Origin of the sequence: Pseudescherichia sp. (assembly GCF_031998825.1) — a bacterium.
Classification (GTDB): domain Bacteria; phylum Pseudomonadota; class Gammaproteobacteria; order Enterobacterales; family Enterobacteriaceae; genus Pseudescherichia.
The window spans coordinates 86,720-107,242 of sequence record NZ_DAMACX010000008.1; the positions used below are offsets into that span (position 1 = coordinate 86,720).

At 59.8% G+C, this 20,523-nt stretch carries 17 protein-coding genes; 5 read left to right on the plus strand and 12 right to left on the minus strand.

Going from position 1 to position 20,523, the window contains the following annotated elements; all coding sequences use genetic code 11:
* Positions 1–75 precede the first annotated feature (75 nt).
* The 11 genes from RTP97_RS06025 to gsiA form a co-directional block, all read right to left on the minus strand.
* Positions 76–1,086, minus strand: coding sequence for an SIS domain-containing protein (locus RTP97_RS06025; protein WP_312411835.1), 1,011 nt, complete (start codon positions 1,084–1,086; stop codon positions 76–78).
* A gap of 18 nt (positions 1,087–1,104) precedes the next feature.
* Positions 1,105–2,166 (minus strand): SIS domain-containing protein, encoded by a 1,062-nt coding sequence (locus RTP97_RS06030; RefSeq protein WP_312411886.1) that lies wholly within the window; start codon positions 2,164–2,166, stop codon positions 1,105–1,107.
* 27 nt (positions 2,167–2,193) lie between these two features.
* Positions 2,194–3,042, minus strand: a complete 849-nt coding sequence (locus tag RTP97_RS06035) for a PTS system mannose/fructose/sorbose family transporter subunit IID (protein WP_312210304.1) — start codon at positions 3,040–3,042, stop codon at positions 2,194–2,196.
* Entirely contained in the window at positions 3,020–3,799 is a 780-nt protein-coding gene (locus tag RTP97_RS06040; RefSeq protein ID WP_312210302.1) for a PTS mannose/fructose/sorbose/N-acetylgalactosamine transporter subunit IIC, read from the minus strand. Before RTP97_RS06040 ends, RTP97_RS06035 begins: the two co-directional genes overlap by 23 nt.
* Before the next feature lie 16 nt (positions 3,800–3,815).
* A complete protein-coding gene (locus RTP97_RS06045; RefSeq protein WP_042395417.1) occupies positions 3,816–4,286 on the minus strand; it encodes a PTS sugar transporter subunit IIB in 471 nt (156 codons plus the stop codon).
* Between the two features lie 15 nt (positions 4,287–4,301).
* Entirely contained in the window at positions 4,302–4,724 is a 423-nt protein-coding gene (locus RTP97_RS06050) for a PTS sugar transporter subunit IIA (protein WP_312210298.1), read from the minus strand.
* A gap of 101 nt (positions 4,725–4,825) precedes the next feature.
* A complete protein-coding gene (locus RTP97_RS06055) occupies positions 4,826–7,588 on the minus strand; it encodes a sigma 54-interacting transcriptional regulator (protein ID WP_312411836.1) in 2,763 nt (920 codons plus the stop codon).
* A gap of 197 nt (positions 7,589–7,785) precedes the next feature.
* Positions 7,786–8,697, minus strand: coding sequence for a glutathione ABC transporter permease GsiD (gene gsiD, locus RTP97_RS06060; RefSeq protein ID WP_312411838.1), 912 nt, complete (start codon positions 8,695–8,697; stop codon positions 7,786–7,788).
* 2 nt (positions 8,698–8,699) lie between these two features.
* A complete protein-coding gene (gsiC, locus tag RTP97_RS06065; RefSeq protein ID WP_312411839.1) occupies positions 8,700–9,620 on the minus strand; it encodes a glutathione ABC transporter permease GsiC in 921 nt (306 codons plus the stop codon).
* 50 nt (positions 9,621–9,670) lie between these two features.
* Positions 9,671–11,209: a glutathione ABC transporter substrate-binding protein GsiB gene (gene gsiB, locus RTP97_RS06070; RefSeq protein WP_312411843.1), complete on the minus strand. Its 1,539-nt coding sequence runs from the start codon at positions 11,207–11,209 to the stop codon at positions 9,671–9,673.
* Between the two features lie 33 nt (positions 11,210–11,242).
* A complete protein-coding gene (gene gsiA, locus RTP97_RS06075) occupies positions 11,243–13,123 on the minus strand; it encodes a glutathione ABC transporter ATP-binding protein GsiA (RefSeq protein ID WP_312411847.1) in 1,881 nt (626 codons plus the stop codon).
* Positions 13,124–13,325: 202 nt separating this feature from the next.
* On the opposite strand from gsiA, the gene moeA reads away from it, so the two are divergent.
* Complete coding sequence (moeA, locus tag RTP97_RS06080; protein ID WP_312411849.1) at positions 13,326–14,561, plus strand: molybdopterin molybdotransferase MoeA; 1,236 nt, start codon at positions 13,326–13,328, stop codon at positions 14,559–14,561.
* Positions 14,561–15,313 (plus strand): molybdopterin-synthase adenylyltransferase MoeB, encoded by a 753-nt coding sequence (moeB, locus tag RTP97_RS06085; RefSeq protein WP_312411852.1) that lies wholly within the window; start codon positions 14,561–14,563, stop codon positions 15,311–15,313. Before moeA ends, moeB begins: the two co-directional genes overlap by 1 nt.
* A 3-nt stretch (positions 15,314–15,316) precedes the next feature.
* Here moeB and fsa read toward each other — a convergent pair whose 3' ends face one another.
* Positions 15,317–15,979 carry a fructose-6-phosphate aldolase gene (gene fsa / locus RTP97_RS06090; protein WP_312411854.1) on the minus strand — a complete coding sequence of 221 codons (663 nt, stop codon included), beginning with the start codon at positions 15,977–15,979 and terminating at the stop codon, positions 15,317–15,319.
* A gap of 133 nt (positions 15,980–16,112) precedes the next feature.
* Between fsa and RTP97_RS06095 the strand changes: the two genes are divergently transcribed.
* The 3 genes from RTP97_RS06095 to RTP97_RS06105 all read left to right on the plus strand — a co-directional run bounded on the left by RTP97_RS06095 (position 16,113) and on the right by RTP97_RS06105 (position 20,401).
* Positions 16,113–17,012 (plus strand): glycyl-radical enzyme activating protein, encoded by a 900-nt coding sequence (locus RTP97_RS06095; protein WP_312411856.1) that lies wholly within the window; start codon positions 16,113–16,115, stop codon positions 17,010–17,012.
* A 4-nt stretch (positions 17,013–17,016) separates the two neighbouring features.
* Positions 17,017–19,449, plus strand: a complete 2,433-nt coding sequence (locus RTP97_RS06100) for a formate C-acetyltransferase/glycerol dehydratase family glycyl radical enzyme (protein ID WP_312411859.1) — start codon at positions 17,017–17,019, stop codon at positions 19,447–19,449.
* Positions 19,450–19,585: 136 nt separating this feature from the next.
* A complete protein-coding gene (locus RTP97_RS06105; RefSeq protein WP_312411862.1) occupies positions 19,586–20,401 on the plus strand; it encodes a Cof-type HAD-IIB family hydrolase in 816 nt (271 codons plus the stop codon).
* The last annotated feature ends 122 nt before the right edge of the window (positions 20,402–20,523 follow it).

The following is a 20,523-nucleotide window of genomic DNA, read 5'->3' on the forward strand; positions in this document are numbered from 1 at the left end:
GCCTGATGGCGCTGCGCTTATCAGGCCTACAAAACCGTAGGCCCGGCAAGCTTGCGCCGCCGGGCGTTAGTTCTATTAATACTCGAACTGCCGGTAGTAGCGGCGAATATCCAGACTGTGGCCGGTATAGTGCTCGAAGTGGGCCGCCAGCCGATCCACCAGCAGCGTTGACGCCACGCAGGGAGCCAGGATGCCGCGAAACGCATCATCAATCCCGTCGAGCAGATAATCCCGCGGATCGATAACCACCAGATGGTCAGTGATCTTCGCCGCAAAGCGCTCTACCCGCTCATCCAGCGCCCGACATTTCCCCTCTCCTTTCACCAGAAACAGCGGAACCTCCTTCTCCAGCAGCTCCAGCGTGCCGTGGAAAAACTCGGCGGAGGTGACGGATTTGGTTCGCTTCCACTGCATCTCCTCCAGAATACACATTGAGAAGAGATAGACCTCGCCCCACATCTCCGCCCCACCAATCCACATCATATAGTCGCTGGCGTGGTATTTACGGGCAATTTCATCCGCCTGTGGATCAAACTTTATTTTCGCCTGGAGCAGGTTCTCCGGTAATAACTCCAGCTGGCTGGCAAACCGATCGTACTCGGCAAATTCACCGTTACGGTTAACCAGACGGAAGAAGAACCAGTAGAGCAGCATATACTCATATTCCACGCCGTTTTTGTGGCGCATCGGAATATGCCAGCCTGCCGCACTGGCCAGCGGGGAATCGCTATTTTTAGTAATGGCCACTACCCGGATCCCCTGGGCCTTACACCATTCGGCAAGCTCCACGGACTCTTTGGTATCTCCGGATTTAGAGAGCGTCACCACCACCGAGTGCTTAGTTAATTTTTTATGCCCGGTATGAATTAATTCTGCCGCCTGCTCAAGATAAACCGGCAGGGTTGTCATCTCTTTGGCAAAGGCATTAATTGCCATCATCGGGGCCAGAGAGCCGCCTACCGAAGCAAAAAATAGCGCATCATATTCCTGCTGAAATATCTCATCAGCGGCATGCTCAGCCTGTTTACGCGCAGCAACGATCTCACGAGCACTCGTCAGGTACTCGTCCTGATTAAAACCCAACATATTTTCTCTCCTGATTAATTAGATCTTACTTTTTAATACGCGGTCAAAGTCATCAAAAATACGCACCGACAGATCGATCCCTTTGGCACACGCCGTGCGCCAGGCCAGTACCTGCATCGGGACAACCAGCAGCAGCGCGGCGAGGTCATGCGCCAGCGGGAAGTTGAGGGCCAGCGTCTGCGGATCCTGCTCATCGCTCAGGGTCACCAGCAAGGTCTGGTTTACCGCCGGAGCCATGTAGTCCCGCAGCGCCCGCAGGCGTCTGTCCGGGGCATCCTCAATAAAAAACATCACGTGCTGGGCATTGGCCTCCAGATAGGGGCCGTGCATATAGGCCTCCAGCTCAAAGCCGCTGGACGGGACGCGCACCGTTTCGGTGAACTTGGTCTCAAACTCTTTCGCTACGCCGGTCAGCGCCCCGTAGCCGATAGCCACAAAACGCGTCCCGCTGCGCAGGGTCTCCTGATGGCGGTCGAAAAATGCCTCCGTCTGGGCAATCGCCTGCGGGATAGCGGCGACGAGCTGGCCCAGCTCGTGCAGCGTGGCCTGCACCTCCTCATCCGCAATCTGCTTTTGCGCTCGGGCAAGAGTAAGCGCAATCAGCAGCAGGTTGAGCACCGTGGCGCTGAAGCCCCGAGTGACGAAGCCCACCTGCTCGATGCCGGTATTGATATCCAGCACCTCATCGCAGCCCTGGCCGATGGGGCTTTGCGGATCCGAGGTCAGGGCAAACACCGGCAGCCCCGCCGCCTGAACCTTCTCCATCGCCGCCAGCGTTGAGGCGCTCTTGCCGCTCTGGGAGACAGCAATCACCAGATCGGTGTGCGGATCGACAGTTTCATAGTGAACAAAGTTGTACGGCTCTTTGATCTCCACCCGCAGGCCGTAGCGCCGCTCAAAGAGATCCCGTGCACACAGGGCGGCATTAAACGAGGAGCCGGTCGCCAGCAGCAGCAAGCGCTGCACCGGGCGCTCACGGGCAAAGGTCTCAATCGCCGCCAGGCTATGCCGATGCTCGCGGAGGATCGTCTCCAGCGCCGCGGGCTCCTCTTCGATATAGGTCATCATGGTTGGTAACATAATGGTAGGTAACATAGGTTTCTCCGGTTAAAACAGGCCAATCCACGAGCCGAAAATGCCGACCAGCGCCATCCCGCCGATAATGGTGAGTGGTTTTACCCTGCGGCCCAGCAGCCAGTAGACGATGCCGAAGCTGATGAGCGGTAGCAGGCAGGGCATGACGTTGTTGATAATGTCCTGCACTTCGGTTTTCGCCTCCCCTGCACCAAAGCTGATGGGGATAGTGATATTGATCATCGAGGCGGTCATCGCCCCCACCACCATCAGCCCCATAATCGATGCGCCGTAGGTCAGGCTCTCCATCATGCCGCTCTGCTGAACGCGCTGAAGCACCCCGGTGCCGAGCACATAGCCCCAGCGGGTAAAGAACCAGCGCACCAGAATGTGCGGAACGTTAAACACCAGCAGAAAGAGGATCGGCCCAAGAATACTGCCCTGCAGCGCCAGGCTGGTGCCGATCCCCGTCGCGATTAGGCGCAGCGTCCCCCAGAAAAAGGAGTCCCCTAATCCCGCCAGTGGCCCCATCAGCGACGCCTTGACGTTATCAATCGCCCCGGCATCGATGGTTTTCTGCTGGCTGTTCTTCTCCTCCATGGCGGTGGTGATCCCCAGCAGCAGGGTGACGATGTGCGGCGTGGTATTGAAAAACACCAGGTGACGCTTCAGGGCATTTTTCAGATCCTCTTTCTGCGGGTAGAGCTTTTTCAGCACCGGAATGAGCGTATAGACAAAGGCCAGGTTCATCTGCCGCTCATAGTTCCAGGAGAATTCCATCTGGAAGGAGCGCCAGAAGACACGGCGCAGATCGCGGGCGGTAATTGCCTTCTCATCCTGCACGTCAGGCAGGGTCTCTTCAGAAATCATCTTCGTCGTCATGGCTGACTCCTTGCTCTGTGGTGGCACGAGGCGTGGTGAAGGCGGTGACGTTAACCATAATCACGGCCACGATAGCGCCGAGGATCGCAATGCCGGTGACCGGAATTTTCAGGTAGGCCATCAGAACAAAGCCGAGGAAAAAGTAAGGCGCGACCTTTTTGTTGATCAGCAGCCGGGCGAGCATGGCAAAGCCCAGCGCCGGAATGATGCCCGTCGCCACGCTGAGGCCGTGCTTAATAAACTCTGGAATAGCATCCAGCAGGGACTTCACCGCGCTGCTGCCCACCAGGAAGGAGACGGTCACCACCGTGGCCAGCATCAGCGACAGGCCGAACCCGGCGATGAGGTGCATCCGCTCTATGCCACGGGTGTCGGCCTCGTCGGCATAGGCATCCGCCTTCTGGTTAAGCATCGGGATAAACATCCCGAGATAGACGTTTTTTAACACCAGCGTCAGGGTGGCGATGGGCAGCCCCAGCAGCAGCGCCGTTTCGGTCCCCGCGCCGGAGGTGATAGCGAACGCCACGCCCAGCACACCGCCGGTCACCACGTCCGGCGGAATGGATGCGCCCACGGAGAAAGAGCCGATAAAAGCCAACTCCAGCGTCGCGCCCATGATAACGCCCGTCTGGACATCACCCAGCACCAGCCCGGTTAATAAGCCGGTGACGATAGGCCGGGAGATTAACGAGGTGCCCAGGGCATATTCCGACTGGGCGATAAACGCCACCAGTCCGAGTAAAAGTGCCTCTACCATAGTGAATCCTCAGGAATTACAAACATTCCGTTATGAGCTGTTTGCGATCGTTAGGAACCTGGCGGATCTCTATTTCCACCCCCTGCCCCACCAGTTCATTGAGCCGGGTAATTTCGTCAGGCAGCAGATTCACCGCCTTCGAAATATTCCTGCTGCCCTCTTTGGCTTTAATTCCGCCGAGGTTGATGCTCTTAATTTCCGGTATCTCTCGGGCTAAGCGCCAGGCGTCCTCTACCGACTCCACAACGATAAACAGCGTATATTTGTCGGTCACGCCGCTTTTAATGGCCTCAATAGAGTCAGCGATATTCTTAATAACTAGCTTCACCGACGGCGGCTTAGCCAGTTTGATAGTGGTTTTACGCAGCTCGTCATTGGGCACGCTGTCGTTGGCAATCAGAATGCAGTCTGCGCCGACATATTGCGTCCAGGAGAACGCCACCTGGCCGTGCAGTAAACGATGGTCAACCCGCACTAACGTAATCATCCTGTTTCCTCCCTCTTAGAAATCTTTATCCGCCTGCATTGCGCTGGAGATGGTGTAGTTACAGTATTGAATGCTCTCTCTGGAGCTTATTAACGCCTCCTCAATAAGCTTCCCGGTATCAGGCTCGTCGCCGGAAATAAGCAAATCGATCACCAGCGGCAAATTAAGGCCCGCCACCAGATGAAAGCGGGGACGCTGTAGAAAGCGAACAAATTCGTTATTTACGCTGCCGGCGAAGATATCGGTGATAACCACAACCTCATCTTCGTCCGGGATCCGCTGCATTAGCTCCGTGACCTGCTCGGTTAAATCCCGCTGCTCCTCAACGTAGGCGCAAAGCGTCGAAATATCCGTCTGCTTACCGAGGATCAGCTCAACTGAGTCGAGCACGCCCCGGGCAAGGGTGCCATGGCTGGCAAATATGTAGTGTCGTTTCATCCTGTCCTCGAAAATGCGTTCCACTACCGGGAGTATTGCAACCGGCGTGCCACGAAAAAGTGGCGCACGGTGAAATGCGCCAGGACAGAAAAGCAGGGGGATTAAAACTCTTGATCTTGCGGGATAAATTCTGTTTCCAGGGTCAGAATATTATGGATGTAACAAAGCTCTACGGCGGGGATTTTGACACTATAACTGCTCTCAATGACACTAAAGGCCTGCTTAATATCGGCCAGCTCGCTTTCCGGACACTGCCGTCCTGCATAGCTGGCAGGAGAGGCGTTACGGATCAGCCGCTCTATCAGGCAGCTGATGTGCACGTAGAGCGCTACCTTGCGATCGTTGGGGATCTGGCAGCCCGCCAGATGCTCGTAGCGCAGGACAAATTGCTCCACCTGGTTAAGCACCTTGCTGGTGTCAAGAATAGTGACCGACTCAATCACCCGACGCAGAGAGAAGTTCTTCAGCAGCAGATTGTTGATCTCGTCGATCTGCTCTGGCGTAGCGATATCGCCAAAGATACGCATCAGCTGAGCGTGACCGTCCCCGGCGATCAGCGAATCCAGCGAGATCCACGGCACGGCGGGCAGGTGCGGATCGAACGTGCCGACCACGGCCAGCATCTCATAGCGATTAAACGCCAGCGCACTCTCCTGGCCGTTGCTGAGCGTGTCGTAGTCGCAGGCGATCACGTCAATACCCAGCGTCTCTGGGATACTGGCCTTCAGCAGCGTGCAGAGATTGGTTGCCGCGCCAAGGCCGGTGACGCAGGTGGTCAGGATCACCCGCGGACGGTTTGCCTGCGGCCAGAAGATCTGATGCTCCACCGGCAGGTCGCCGCTGACCTCGCGGGCGATATCCTCGATCAGATCGCCGCGTAAGATCCGCTCGCCGACGTAGAGCGCCATGCTGGTGGAGACGTTATTGACAATCGCTACCGGCGTCGAAACCCGGCGTTGGAAATGGTGATGAATAGCGTTGAGCGATCCCATATCGACGAGGATCATCACGCCCGAGGCCAGCGTATTGCTTTCGATGTAGTCCATCACTTGCCGGGCAATGGCCTCCGGGGTGACGTCCAGCGGCATATCGAAAGACTCAAACAGATGATTTTTTAACAGACGGTTGGCGACGTTAGCAATGCTGCTGGCGGTGGCATAGCCGTGGGCCAGAATAACGGCGCGGGTGACGTGCGGCTGGCTGATCGCGCCAGACTGATGCAGCCACAGCACCAGCAGCAGAGCATCAATCCGCTGCGGTTCGATATCCAGCTTTTGCGTCAGCGCGGTGATGATGGCCTGGCAAAAACGGTAGAGCAGCGGGTACTTCTGGGCGAGGAAGTCGTCGAGGCTACGGATCCGCTCCTGGCTCAGTCGGGAGGGGGTGCTCCGGGAGCGGTGCACCAGGTAGTGGCTTAGAGCGTAGATGCAGTTGCCGTTGAACTGAATGTTGAACTGCTTCTCCAGGCGGTAGAACTCCTCGCGCACCTGCTGGGTGGTCAGGAGCAGCATCGGCGAGTCGGTGGTGTCGCGGTTATCGAAAATGAGCCGGTCAAAAAGTCCCTCTATCGCCTCCCCCATGCGTTTGCGCACCTCTTCCCAATCCGCGTGGCCGCTCATCCACTGCTCATAGAGCGCCAGCACCTGGCACTGGGCGTCATAGATCACGCCCCGGGTGGGATCGCGGGCGCGCAGGAGCCACGCCAGGCTGGTCTGCGGCTCGACGATCAGGTTCTCCTCCACCGCCAGCGGTTCGCCAGAGGCGGGGATCGCTGCGGCAATCTTCTCCGGCAAATGCTGAATGCCCACCACCAGCTCCTCGCCGCCCCGCTGCTTGGCCCACGACGCCGCCACCGTGTACTTCACGGCGTTCTTCAGCTCGCCGACGTTGCCCCGGTAGACAAAGTGGTTCAGGACCTGCATCAGCCGGGGAGTTAATGCCAGACGCACCGCCAGCTTTTTCGCCTCCAGCCAGAAGAAGAGCAGGATCAGCGCCTCCTTCTCCTGCCGGGAGCGGCTTTGCAGATCGGGCAGCGTGACCAGAATCGGTATGCGTCGCAAAAAGGTGGTTAAGAAGGTGCTGTGCAGCTCCTCGGTGGTGGCAAACACCAGCCTCGTTGCGACCGGGCGGCCCTGGGCCGTCTCGCCAACCCGATAGATCTCCTTGCGGTCGAGCCAGGTAAAGAGCTTCTCCTGCCCCTCGGCGTTGAGTCGGTGCACCTCGTCGAGGAACAGCATCCCGCCGTTGGCCGCCTCGAAGGCTCCCTGGCGGTCCGTCTGCGCTCCGGTAAATGCCCCTTTGGCATAGCCGAACAGGTTAGCCGCCAGCAGTTCCGGGTTGCTGGCATACTGGGCACAGTTAAAGCTGATGAAAGGCGCATCGTCCGCCAGCAGCCCCTCGGAGATAGCAAACGCGTGCATCAGATTGGCCATATAGCTTTTGCCGGTGCCGCTGTCGCCGGTAATCAGCAGCGGCAGGCCGCCATCCGGGTAAAAGAGCGCGGTTTTGAGCTGCTCAATAGGCTTTTTCAGGCTCTCATCGTGACCGATAAGCAGCGAGAAGTGATCGGGCCGCTCCGGCTCAGGCCCGCCGTCGCCAAGCAGCTGGGCAACGCTCTCATACTCATTGGCGGACAGAGGAAAGAACTGCTGGCTGAAGGTTTTTTTATGCAGGAAGTAGACGGGCCGGGTATTGATCTTCACCAGCACGCCCTGAGCAACCAGCTGGTTCAAATAGTGGCTGGCGGTATTTCTCTTCAGCGAAAAGCGCTGTGCCAGATAGCTGGCGGTAAAGACCTCGCTCAGCTTTTCCGGATCGAAAAAGTCAGTTTGATTGGCCAAAAACGTCAGTAATTCATCGCGCATTGCTTTCCCCTTCATGCATCGTTCTGCGGGTATGATGCCCGCAAACCGAGACCGCAGGGGAAAGCGAAGGCGTCGAATTTACGCTTTTGTGGGAATGCGCACAGAATGCCCGGTGGCGCTTCGCTTACGCGGGCCTACAAACCCACACCGTGCCCACCGTAGGCCGGGCAAACGCAGTGCCGCCCGGCGGTGCAGCCTCAGCCCTTGATCTTCGGATCCAACGCGTCCCGCAGGCCGTCCCCCAGCAGGTTGAAGGCCAGCACGGTGAGGAAGATTGCCAGGCTCGGGAAGAGCGCCACGTGCGGGGCGATAACCATATCCGCTCGCGCCTCGTTGAGCATCGCCCCCCACTCCGGCGTCGGCGGCTGTGCGCCCAGCCCCAGAAACGACAGGCTGGCGGCAGAGATGATCGAGGTGCCGATGCGCATGGTAAAGTAGACTACGATAGACGAGATGGTGCCCGGCAGAATGTGGCGGAACAGGATGGTGGCATCGCTTGCGCCGATGCTGCGCGCCGACTCGATAAAGGTCTGCTGCTTGAGTACCAGCGTGTTGCCGCGCACCAGCCGGGCAAAGGCTGGCACCGAGAAGACCGCCACGGCGATAATCACGTTGGACATGCCGCTGCCCATCACCGCCACCACCGCAATCGCCAGCAGAATGCCGGGAAAGGCGAACAGCACGTCGCAGATGCGCATGATGATGCGATCCCACCAGCCCTCGTAGTACCCCGCCAGCAGGCCAAGCACAGTGCCGATCGCGGCCCCGATCAGCACCGCCAGCACCCCGGCGGCCAGCGAGATCTGCGCCCCTACCAGTACGCGGCTAAAGATATCCCGTCCGAGAGAGTCAACGCCGAACCAGTGCACCATCGACGGCCCCTCGTTAAGCCGGTCGTAGTCGAAGTAATTCTCGGCATCGAAGGGCACGATCCACGGCGCGACGGCGGCGACAACGATCAGCAGCACCACAAACAGCCCGGCGGTCATCGCCATCGGCTGACGGCGGAAGCGCCGCCAGAACTCATGCCACGGGGTGCGGATACGCGTCGGTTTGATCCCCGGCATACCCTTTAATATCGCCTGGCGACGCCAGTTTAAAAGTCGCATCCTTACTTGTACCTGATAGACGGGTTAATGGCGGCGTAGAGCATATCCACCACCAAGTTGATAAGAACAAACTCCAGCGAGAAGAGCAGCACCTCGGCCTGAATCACCGGATAGTCACGCATCTCCACCGAGTCCACCAGCAGGCGGCCAAGGCCAGGCCAGTTGAAGACCTTCTCAACCACAATCGAGCCGCCGAGCAAGAAGCCAAACTGCAGGCCCATCATGGTCACCACCGGGATCATGGCGTTACGCAGGCCATGCTTGAGAATAACCCACTTCTCGCTGACCCCTTTGGCACGCGCGGTGCGCATATAGTCCTCGTTGAGCACATCGACAAAGGAGGCACGGGTAAAGCGCGCCATCACTGCCGCCACCGCCGCGCCGAGGGTCAGCGACGGCAGGACGTAGTGCCGCCAGCTGTCCGCCCCAACGGTAGGCAGCCACCCCAGCTCAACGGAGAAGACCTGCATCAGCAGCATGCCAAGCGCAAAGGCCGGAAACGAAATGCCGGTGACCGCCAGCGCCATGCCGATGCGGTCCGGCCAGCGGTTGCGCCAGACGGCAGCGACTATTCCGGCAGCGAGGCCAAACAGTACCGCCCAGACCATGCTGGCGATAGTGAGCCAGAAAGTAGGCATGAAGCGGCTGGCGATCTCCTCCGCCACCGGGCGGCGGGAGACCATCGACATGCCGAAATCGCCCTGCAATACGTTGGTGATGTAGTGCCAGAACTGATGCCACAGCGGCTGGTCAAGGCCCAGCTGCTGGCGCACCAGCGCAACCACCTGCGCGTCAGCCTCCGGTCCGGCAATCAGCCGCGCCGGATCCCCTGGCAGCATATGCACGAACAGAAACACCAGCACCGCCACAATCAGCAGCGTGGGGATCAGGCCGAGCAGGCGTTTAAAAAAATAGTTAAGCATCTTCTACCCTGTTGCTGGCCCCCGCCGCGATGTGCGGAGGCCAGGCACGACTATTTTAAGTCTGCGTCGTCAAAGCTAAAGCCGGTATCCGGCATGATATAGAAACCGCTCAGGTCTTTATTGTGCGCGGAGACCAGTTTCTCTACTACCAGCGGCACCCACGGCGACTCCTTCCAGATGGTGTCCTGCGCTGCCTTGTAGTGCTGCGCCTTCTCCTCGTTGCTGGTAGTTTTCAGCGCGGCAGCGAGATCCTTATCCACCTGCGGATTGCTGTAGAACGCGGTGTTGAACAGGGTTGGCGGCCAGTTCTGCGAGGCGAACAGCGGCGACAGCGCCCAGTCCGCTTCGCCGGTGGAGGCCGACCAGCCGGTGTAGAACATCCTTACCCCGCTCTCCTTCTGCCCTTTGCCCTCGACTTCAGCGGCGCGCTGCCCGGCATCCATCGCCGTCACCTGCGCTTTAATGCCCACCTGGGCCAGCTGCTGCTGGGTAAACTGCAGCACCTTCTGGGCAGTGCTGTGGTTATGGGAGGACCACAGGGTGGTGGTAAAGCCGTTCGGGTAGCCCGCCTCTTTCAGCAGCGCGCGCGCCTTAGCCGGATCGTAGGGCCACGGCTGATAGCTCTGAGCGTAAGCAATGGACGTCGGCACGATGCCGGTAGCCGGGGTGGCGTAGCCTGCGAAGGCGACCTTGACCAGCGCCTGGCGGTTGATGGCGTAGTTGATTGCCTCGCGCACTTTCGGATTATCAAACGGCTTCTGCGTCACGTTGAGGCTGATGTAGCGCTGCATGATTGACGGGCTGGCGACCAGGTCCAGCTTGGGATTCTTCTCCAGCACGGCGGCCTGCTCGTAGGGGATCGGGAAGGCGAACTGCGCCTCGCCGGTCTGCAGCATCGCCGCGCGAGTGTTGTTATCCACCACCGGACGCCAGGTGATGGTATCCAACTTCGGCAGGCCCTGCTGCCAGTAGCTGGCAAACTTCTTCACCTTCACAAAGTCGGTCTGGTTCCAGGTCTCCAGCTCGTACGGACCGGTGCCCACCGGATGGAAACCAATCTCTTTACCATACTTTTTCAGCGCGGCAGGCGAGATCATCGCCGTGGCTGGATGGGCGAGAATATTGATAAAGGCCGAGAAGGGCTGGGTCAGGGTGATCTTCACCGTGGTGGGATCCACCGCCTCGGTCTTAGCAATATTCTTGTAGAGATTGTAGCGCTTCAGCCCGCTCTCTTTGTTGCTGGCGCGGTCGAGGTTGGCTTTTACCGCCTCGGCGTTAAAGTCGGTGCCGTCCTGGAACTTAACGCCGCTGCGCAGCTTGATGGTATAGACCAGCCCGTCGTCGGAGACGGTATAGCTCTCGGCAAGAACGTTTTTCAGCTTCATATCTTTATCGAGGCCGAAAAGGCCCTGATAGAACGACTTCGCTACCGCCTGGGAGAGCGTGTCGTTTGCGTCATAGGGATCGAGGGTGGTGAAGTTCGACCCCACGGCCACCACCACGTCTTTGGCAGCGAAAGCCGGTGCCACGGCGAGCGCGGCGGCAACGCCCAGCGCCAGACGCCATTTACGCGCAACAAATTGTGTCATCTTATTCTCCTGAATTTCCCTGCCTGTTAACGATCAAAAACGGGATTGCGTGCTGCCGGGCGTCGAGCGGGCAACAAAGTGGCCAGGCCCGACGCTGTGCAGCTCCACGCGGTGTGAATCATCACCCGGCTTATAGATATTGCTGGGCATCTCATCGGAGAGCAGCACGCGCTGCGCCCGAGGATGTCCTGGCTCAGCCACCGGCACGGCGGCCATTAGCTTGCGCGTATAGGGGTGCTGCGGGTTCTCAAATACCGCGCGCCGCGGGCCGATCTCGACGATCTGCCCAAGGTACATCACCGCTACCCGATGACTGATGCGCTCCACGACTGCCATATCGTGGGAGATAAAGAGAAAGGCGATGCCCATCTCCCGCTGCAAATCGAGTAGCAAATTAATAATCTGCGCCTGGATAGAGACGTCCAGAGCGGAAACCGCCTCGTCGGCGACCACCACTTTCGGATCGAGGGCTAGCGCCCGGGCGATGCTGATGCGCTGCCGCTGGCCGCCGGAGAACTCGTGGGGATAGCGCCAGGCGTGCTCAGGCTTGAGCCCTACCCGCTCCAGCAGCCAGGCCACCCGACGCTGGGCATCCTCCTCCCCCATCAGCCGATGCACTCGCAGCGGCTCCATAATCGAGTAGCCTACCGTCTGGCGCGGATCGAGAGAGGCGTAGGGATCCTGAAAGATAAACTGGATATCCCGACGCAGCGGCTGCAATTTGCTGTCCGGCAGGGTATCGATCCGCTTGCCTTCAAACAGAATAGACCCACCCTGGGATTCCACCAGCCGCAGCAGCGCCCGCCCGGTGGTGGACTTTCCGCTGCCGGACTCCCCCACTAGCGCCAGCGTCTCTCCCGGCCAGAGGTCAAAGCTGACGTGCTCCACGGCGCGAACTTCACGGGTCACGCGATTGAGAATGCCGCTGCGCAGGCCGAAGCGGGTCACCAGATCGCGCACCTGGAGAATCGGCTCCCCGTCGACCACCGTATCCTGTTCGATCTCCGCCTCGTGCTGGTCGGGGCGCTCCTTGCTCACCAGCGGCAGGCGACGTGGCAGATCGCTGCCGTTCATCGCTCCTAGTTTCGGCACGGCCGCCAGCAGCGCTTTGGTGTAGGCGTGCTGCGGGCTATGGAAAACGGCCTCGACGGGGCCGGTCTCGACCGCCTCGCCCTGGTACATCACCAGCACGCGGTCGGCGATATCCGCCACCACCCCCATATCGTGAGTGATAAAGATCACCCCCATCGCCATCTCTTTTTGCAGCACGCTGATGAGCTGTAAAATCTGCGCCTGAATCGTCACGTCCAGGGCGGTAGTCGGCTCGTCGGCGATCAGCACCGCCGGACGACATGAGAGTGCCATGGCAATCATCACCCGCTGGCGCATCCCGCCAGAGAGCTGGTGAGGGTAGCGGGCAAGGATCGCATCGGCCTCAGGAATACGTACCTGCTCCAGCATCCGTTTCGCCTCGGCCAGCGCCGCCTCACGCCCCAGCTTCTGGTGCAGGCGGATCGACTCTGCGATCTGCTCCCCAACGGTAAACACCGGATTGAGGGAGGTCATCGGCTCCTGGAAAATCATGGCGATATCGGCCCCGCGCACGCCGCGCATCTGCGCCTGGCTTAAGGCGTTGAGATCCACTACCTGGCGATTGCGCCGCTGCAGCCGCATATGGTCGCAGTGCACGCTGGCACCGCTCTGCTGCTCCAGCAGGCGCAGCAGCGCCAGAGCGGTGACCGATTTGCCCGAGCCGGATTCGCCCACGATGGCCAGCGTCTCACCGCGCTGGAGGCTGAACGACAGATCGCGCACCGCCTGCGTCACCTGACCTTCGTTTTCGAAACGAATGTTCAGGTTACTGACGTCCAGCACGGGGCTATTTTCTTGCAGGTGATTTGGCGGCTTAGTCATTATTTATTGCTCGTCTGGCAGCTTTTTCTATAAATATCATTATTGTCGCCGCAGTTTGATACGAATTTTGAATATAGAAAGTCGAAACGGTGATGTAAAGAGCCCGCGCGGCAATGGCACATAATGGGTACATTCAGTCTGGCCTGGTTTTCTGCCATAATGGCGCATTGATTTCCCAGATTGCCCTCCCAGGAGTGAACTCATGGACCATACCGCCGGGCTGATCCCGCTTGACGCGGCGCTTGCTCAGATGCTGTCGCGTATTACCCCGCTCACCGACTACGAAACCCTGCCCCTGCACGCCTGCTTTGGCCGCGTAACGGTGCGGGAGATTACCTCTCCCCTCAACGTGCCCGGCTTTGATAACGCCGCAATGGATGGCTACGCCGTGCGCCTTGATGATGTGCAGGCAGGGGTGCCGCAGCCGGTGGCGGGCAAGGCCTTTGCCGGTCAGCCGTTCCACGGGGAGTGGCCAGCGGGGAGCTGCATCCGCATTATGACCGGTGCGCCCATCCCGCCGGGCTGCGATGCGGTGGTGATGCAGGAGGAGACCGAGCAGAGCGACGCCGGGGTGCTGTTTACCGCCGAGGTGCGTGCCGGGCAAAATATTCGCCGTGCCGGGGAAGATATCACCCAGGGCGCGGTAGTCTATGCACCGGGCACCACCCTGACGGTGGCGGAGCTGCCGGTGCTGGCCTCCCTTGGTATTCCTGACGTTGAGGTGGTGCGCAAAGTCCGGGTGGCGCTCTTCTCTACCGGCGATGAGCTCCAGCTGCCGGGCCAGCCGCTGGGCGATGGTCAGATCTACGATACCAACCGGCTGGCGGTCCACGTCATGCTGGAGCAGCTCGGCTGTGAAGTGATCAACCTCGGCATCATCCCGGACGATCCCGCCCGGCTGCGCGAGGCCTTTATTGCCGCTGACCAGCAGGCCGACGTAGCGATCAGCTCCGGCGGCGTCTCGGTAGGCGAAGCGGACTACACCAAAGCCCTGCTGGAAGAGCTGGGGGAGATCGCCTTCTGGAAGCTGGCGATCAAGCCCGGTAAACCCTTTGCCTTCGGCAAGCTCAGCAACGCCTGGTTCTGCGGTCTGCCGGGTAATCCGGTCTCCGCGGCGCTGACCTTCTACCAGCTGGTGCAGCCCCTGCTGGCACGCCTGAGCGGCAAGCCCGGCAGCGCCCTGCCCCCGCGCCTGCGGGTCCGCGCCGCCACCCGGCTGAAGAAAGCGCCGGGACGTCTCGACTTCCAACGCGGCATCGTTACCCGCGACGCCGAGGGGAATTTACAGGTCAGCACCACCGGCAACCAGGGCTCCCACGTTTTCAGCTCCTTTAGCCAGGGCAACTGCTTTATCGTGCTGGAGCGCGAGCGCGGCAGCGTTGAGCCAGGGGAGTGGGTAGAGATCGAGCCGTTTAACCACCTGTTTGGGGGGCTGTGATGGCCGTCGAGCTGAGCGATAGCGAGATGCTGCGCTACAACCGGCAGATTGTCCTGCGCGGCTTCGACTTTGACGGTCAGGAGGCGCTGAAGTCCTCCCGCGTGCTGGTGGTGGGCCTGGGCGGGCTGGGCTGTGCCGCCGCCCAGTACCTGACGGCGGCGGGCATCGGTCACCTGACGCTGCTGGATTTTGACACCGTGTCGCTGTCGAATTTACAGCGCCAGACCCTGCACAGCGACGCGACGATCGGCCAGCCGAAGGTCGCCTCGGCGCGAACATCGCTGGCACGTATCAATCCGCACGTCAGCTTTACCACCCTCGATGCCCGACTGGAGGGCGAGGCGCTGAACGCGCAGATTGCCGCCCACGATCTGGTTCTGGACTGCACCGACAACGTTGAGATCCGCAATCAGCTCAACGACGGCTGCTTTCGGACCAAAGTGCCGCTGGTTTCCGGGGCGGCGATCCGCATGGAGGGGCAGGTTAGCGTCTTTACCTGGCAGGAGGGGGAGCCGTGCTACCGCTGCCTGAGCCGCCTGTTTGGCGATACGGCGCTGACCTGCGTGGAGGCGGGGGTGATGGCTCCGCTGGTAGGGATAATTGGCGCGATGCAGGCGATGGAGGCGATCAAGGTGCTGGCAAAATTTGGTCAGAGCGCCGCCGGAAAGATTGTCCTCTACGACGCCATGACCTGTCAGTTTCGCGAGATGAAGCTGATGCGCAACCCCCAGTGCGAGGTGTGCGGCGGATAACGGTTAGATACCGGCCCGGCCAAACGCCGTCTGCCACTCCTGCTCAAACTTAACGATCGCCGCCTCGACCGCCGGGGCGGCGATAAACTGCTCTGCCACGTCCAGCGGCAGGGTAATCGCCTCGCAGCCCGCCAGCAGGCACTCCAGCGCCTGACGCGGCGTCTTAAAGCTTGCTGCCAGCACCTTCGAACCCGGCGCGTGCAGGGTCAGCAGGCGCTGTAGATCCGTCACCGTCTGGATACCATCGCCACCCTGGGCATCTACGCGGTTAACGTAGGGTGCCACGTACTCGGCTCCGGCAAGGGCACTCAGCAGCCCCTGCCCCGCGCCGTAGACCGCCGTGCCCAGAGTCGGGATCCCTTCCGCTTTCAGCAGCTTGATCGCCGCCAGCCCTTCGGCGCTAACCGGCACCTTCACCACGATATTGGCGATGATACCGCGCAGCTTGTGCGCCTCGGCCACCATCTCTTCGGCGTTGCTCGCTAATACCTGGGCAAAGAGCCGCCCTTTCCCCTCCAGCGCATCATGCAGCGCGGGCAGCAGCTCCACCAGCGGCATTTTGCCTTTGGCGACAATGCTCGGGTTGGTGGTGACCCCGGCCAGCGGAAAGCTGCGGGCCAGCCGTTTTACTGCCGCCACGTCAGCGGTGTCTAGGTACAGTTCCATATGAACTCCTCAAAGTGTGAGATTTAGCATGGTTTAAAACTTACCCATTTTAACCTGCCTCTATATTGACCAGAATCAAGATAACTTTCATTCGAAAGTTATTCAATCTGCATATGAAACATGAGGGCAGATTATGATTTTCAATATTCAGCGCTACTCCACCCACGACGGCCCCGGCATTCGCACCGTCGTCTTCTTAAAAGGCTGCTCGCTGGCCTGCCGCTGGTGCCAGAACCCAGAGAGCCGTGCCTTGAAGCGGGAGGTGCTCTTCGACGCCCGCCTCTGCCTCGACGGATGCGATCTCTGCCAGCAAACAGCACCGGGCGTAATTGACCGGACGCTTAACGGCCTGCTGATCCACCGGGAAAAACTCAGTGAGGCGCATCTTACTGCGCTGGAAGCCTGCTGCCCTACCCAGGCGCTGACGGTCTGCGGCGAAACCCAACCGGTGGAGGAGATTATGGCCACCGTCCTGCGGGATAAACCTTTTTACCAGCGCAGTGGGGGCGGGATCACGCTTTCCGGCGGGGAACCCTTTATGCAGCCCGAGCTCAGCGCTGCGCTGCTGAGGTCCAGCGTTGAGCACGGCATTCACACGGCGGTTGAAACCTGCCTGCATGTGCCCTGGCGCTATATCGAACCTTCCCTGCCGTATATCGATCTCTTTCTTGCCGACCTCAAGCACGTTGACAGCAGGGTGTTTAAAGTCTGGACCGACGGATCGGCAAAGCGCGTGCTGGCGAACCTGAAACGGCTGGCGGCGCGGGGGAAACAGCTCATTATTCGCGTGCCGCTGATCCCCGGCTTTAACGCTGACGAGGCCTCCATCAGGGCGATTACCCGCTTTGCTGCCGACGAGCTTAACGTCCAGGAGATCCACTTTCTGCCCTACCACACGCTGGGCATCAACAAATATCACCTGCTGAACCAGCCCTATACCGCGCCCGATAAGCCGCTCGACGCGCCAGCCCTGCTGGCTTTCGCCGAAGCGTCCGCCCGCGAGTATGGCCTGACCGCTACCCTACGAGGATAATGCCATGACCGAGTTACGTCTTGATACCCTGACCCGCCGCATTCAGGCGCATAAAGATGCGCTGGTGCACATTGTTAAGCCCCCGGTCTGCACCGAGCGCGCCCGGCACTATACCGAGGCCTACCGGCAGCACCTGGACAAGCCCATTCCGGTGCGCCGGGCGCTGGCCCTCGCCCACCATCTTGCCGAGCGCACCATCTGGATCAAACACGACGAGCTGATTATCGGCAACCAGGCGAGCGAGCTTCGCGCCGCACCTATCTTCCCGGAGTACACCGTGTCGTGGATTGAAAAGGAGATCGATGACCTGGCCGATCGCCCTGGCGCGGGCTTTGCGGTGAGCGAAGAGAACAAGCGCGTGCTGCATGAGATCTGCCCGTGGTGGCGCGGCCAGACGGTGCAGGATCGCTGCTACGGCATGTTTACCGACGAGCAGAAAGCCCTGCTGGCAACCGGCATCATCAAGGCCGAGGGCAATATGACCTCCGGCGATGCGCACCTGGCGGTGAACTACCCCCTGCTGCTGGAGAAGGGCCTCGACGGCCTGCGCGCGAAGGTGGCCGAGCGCCGGTCGCGCATCAATCTTACCGTACTGGAGGATCTGCATGGGGAGCAGTTCCTGAAGGCGATTGATATCGTCCTGCATGCGGTCAGCGACCACATCGAACGCTTTGCCGCCCTCGCTCGCGAGATGGTCCGCGACGAAACGCGTACCCGCCGCCGGGATGAGCTGCTCCAGATGGCGGAAAACTGCGACGTCATCGCCCATCGTCCGCCGGAAACCTACTGGCAGGCGCTACAGCTCTGCTACTTTATCCAGCTGATTTTGCAGATCGAGTCCAACGGCCACTCGGTCTCGTTTGGCCGCATGGATCAGTATCTCTATCCTTACTACCGCCGCGACGTCGAGCTGGATCAGACGCTGTCGCGAGAACAGGCCATCGAGCTGCTGCACGGCTGCTGGCTGAAGCTGCTGGAGGTGAACAAGATCCGCTCCGGCTCGCACTCGAAGGCCTCCGCCGGTAGCCCGCTCTATCAGAACGTCACTATCGGCGGCCAGAAACGGGTGAACGGCAAGGCGCAGGACGCGGTCAACCCGCTCTCCTACGCTATCCTCGAGTCCTGCGGACGCCTGCGCTCGACCCAGCCAAACCTGAGCGTGCGCTACCACGCCGGGATGAGCAACGATTTCCTCGACGCCTGCGTACAGGTGATCCGCTGCGGCTTCGGCATGCCCGCCTTTAATAACGATGAGATCGTTATTCCCGAGTTTATCAAGCTTGGCGTCGAGCCGGATGATGCCTGGGACTACGCGGCGATCGGCTGTATCGAGACCGCCGTCGGCGGCAAGTGGGGCTACCGCTGCACCGGGATGAGCTTTATCAACTTTGCCCGGGTGATGCTTGCCGCCCTTGAAGCGGGCCGCGACGCCACCAGCGGCAAGGTGTTCCTGCCCCAGGAGCAGGCGCTGTCTAAAGGTAATTTCCACGACTTCAGCGAGGTGATGGCAGCCTGGGACGCGCAGATCCGCTACTACACCCGCAAATCCATTGAGATCGAGTACGTGGTGGACACCATGCTGGAGGAGAACGTCCACGATATTCTCTGCTCGGCGCTGGTGGATGACTGCATCGAGCGGGCCAAGAGCATTAAACAGGGCGGTGCGAAATATGACTGGGTGTCGGGATTACAGGTTGGGATCGCCAACCTTGGCAACAGCCTCGCGGCGGTGAAAAAGCTGGTCTTTGACCAGGGGATTATCGGCCAGCAGCAGCTCGCCGAGGCGCTGGCGGCGGATTTTGCCGGTCTGACGCACGAGCAGCTGCGCCAGCGCTTAATCAACGGTGCGCCGAAGTATGGCAACGACGATGACAGCGTCGATCTGCTGCTGAACCGCGCCTACCAGACCTACATTGACGAGCTGAAGCTGTATCACAATCCGCGCTACGGTCGCGGCCCCATCGGCGGCAACTACTACGCGGGTACCTCCTCTATCTCAGCCAACGTGCCTTTCGGCGCGGCGACCATGGCGACGCCTGACGGGCGCAAAGCCACCACCCCGCTGGCGGAGGGGGCCAGCCCGGCATCCGGGACGGATCGTTTCGGCCCCACGGCGGTAATTAACTCCGTCGGTAAGCTGCCGGTGGGGTCAATTCTTGGCGGCGTGCTGCTCAACCAGAAGCTGAATCCAGCCACGCTGGAGAGTGACGGCGATCGCCACAAGCTGATGCTGCTCCTGCGCACCTTTTTTGAAGTGCGTAAAGGGTGGCATATTCAGTACAACATTGTCTCCCGCGAGACGCTGCTGGCGGCGAAGGAAAATCCGGACCAGTATCGGGATCTGGTGGTGCGCGTGGCGGGCTACTCGGCGTTCTTTACCGCCCTGTCGCCGGATGCGCAGGATGATATTATCGCGAGAACGGAGCATTCGCTTTAAGGTGTCACGCCCGGCGGCGCAGGCTTGCCGGGCCTACGTGCAATCAGTGCTTACTTTCATATGAAATTAAAGGTGTGCATTTGCTCACATCGTTACTAGAATGCTCCTGACTGTTTTTACCCTGGGAGCATAACGTATGACCGTAAAAGTTATCGTCACCGATATGGACGGAACTTTCCTTGATGATGCCAAAACGTACGACCGCAGCCGTTTCCTCAGCCAGTTCCGCGAGCTTCAGGCGCGCGGTATTGAGTTTGTGGTCGCCAGCGGCAACCAGTTTTATCAGCTCATCTCCTTCTTTCCAGAAATTAAAGACGAGATCTCCTTCGTCGCCGAAAACGGCGCGCTGGTCTACGAACATGGCAAAGAGCTTTTCCACGGTGAGCTGACCCGCCACGAGTACCAGATCGTGCTGGGCGAGCTGCTTAAGAGCGAAGGCCTGAACTTTGTTGCCTGCGGTCTCGATAGCGCCTACGTCAGCAAAAGTGCGCCGCCGGAGTTTGTTGAGCTGATGTCGCACCACTATCATCGCCTCAAGCTGGTGAGTGACTACCGCGAGATCGACGACAAGATGTTTAAGTTCTCCCTTAACCTGCCAGACAGCGAGATCCCACAGCTGGTGGATGCCCTGCACGTCTCTCTCGACGGCATTATGAAACCGGTCACCAGCGGCTTCGGCTTTGTGGATCTGATCATCCCCGGTCTGCACAAGGCCAACGGTATTACCCGCCTGCTTAAGCGCTGGGAGCTTTCACCCAGCAACTGCGTCACCATCGGCGATAGCGGCAACGACGCCGAGATGCTGCGCATGGCGAAGTTCTCTTTTGCCATGGCTAACGCTGGCGAGGCCATCAAAGAGATCGCTAACTTCCAGACCGACGATAACAACCAGCAGGGCGCGCTGAATGTGATTCAGGCCGTGCTCGACGGCACCTCCCCCTTTAACGTCTAAGCACCTCTACGCCAGCACGCGCGCGGCTGGCGTTACCCTCTTCTCTCTTTTGTGCACACCATCATCTTTTTAAACTTGCATTAACTTATTTTTAACTTAAATTAGCATATGTAAGTTAATTA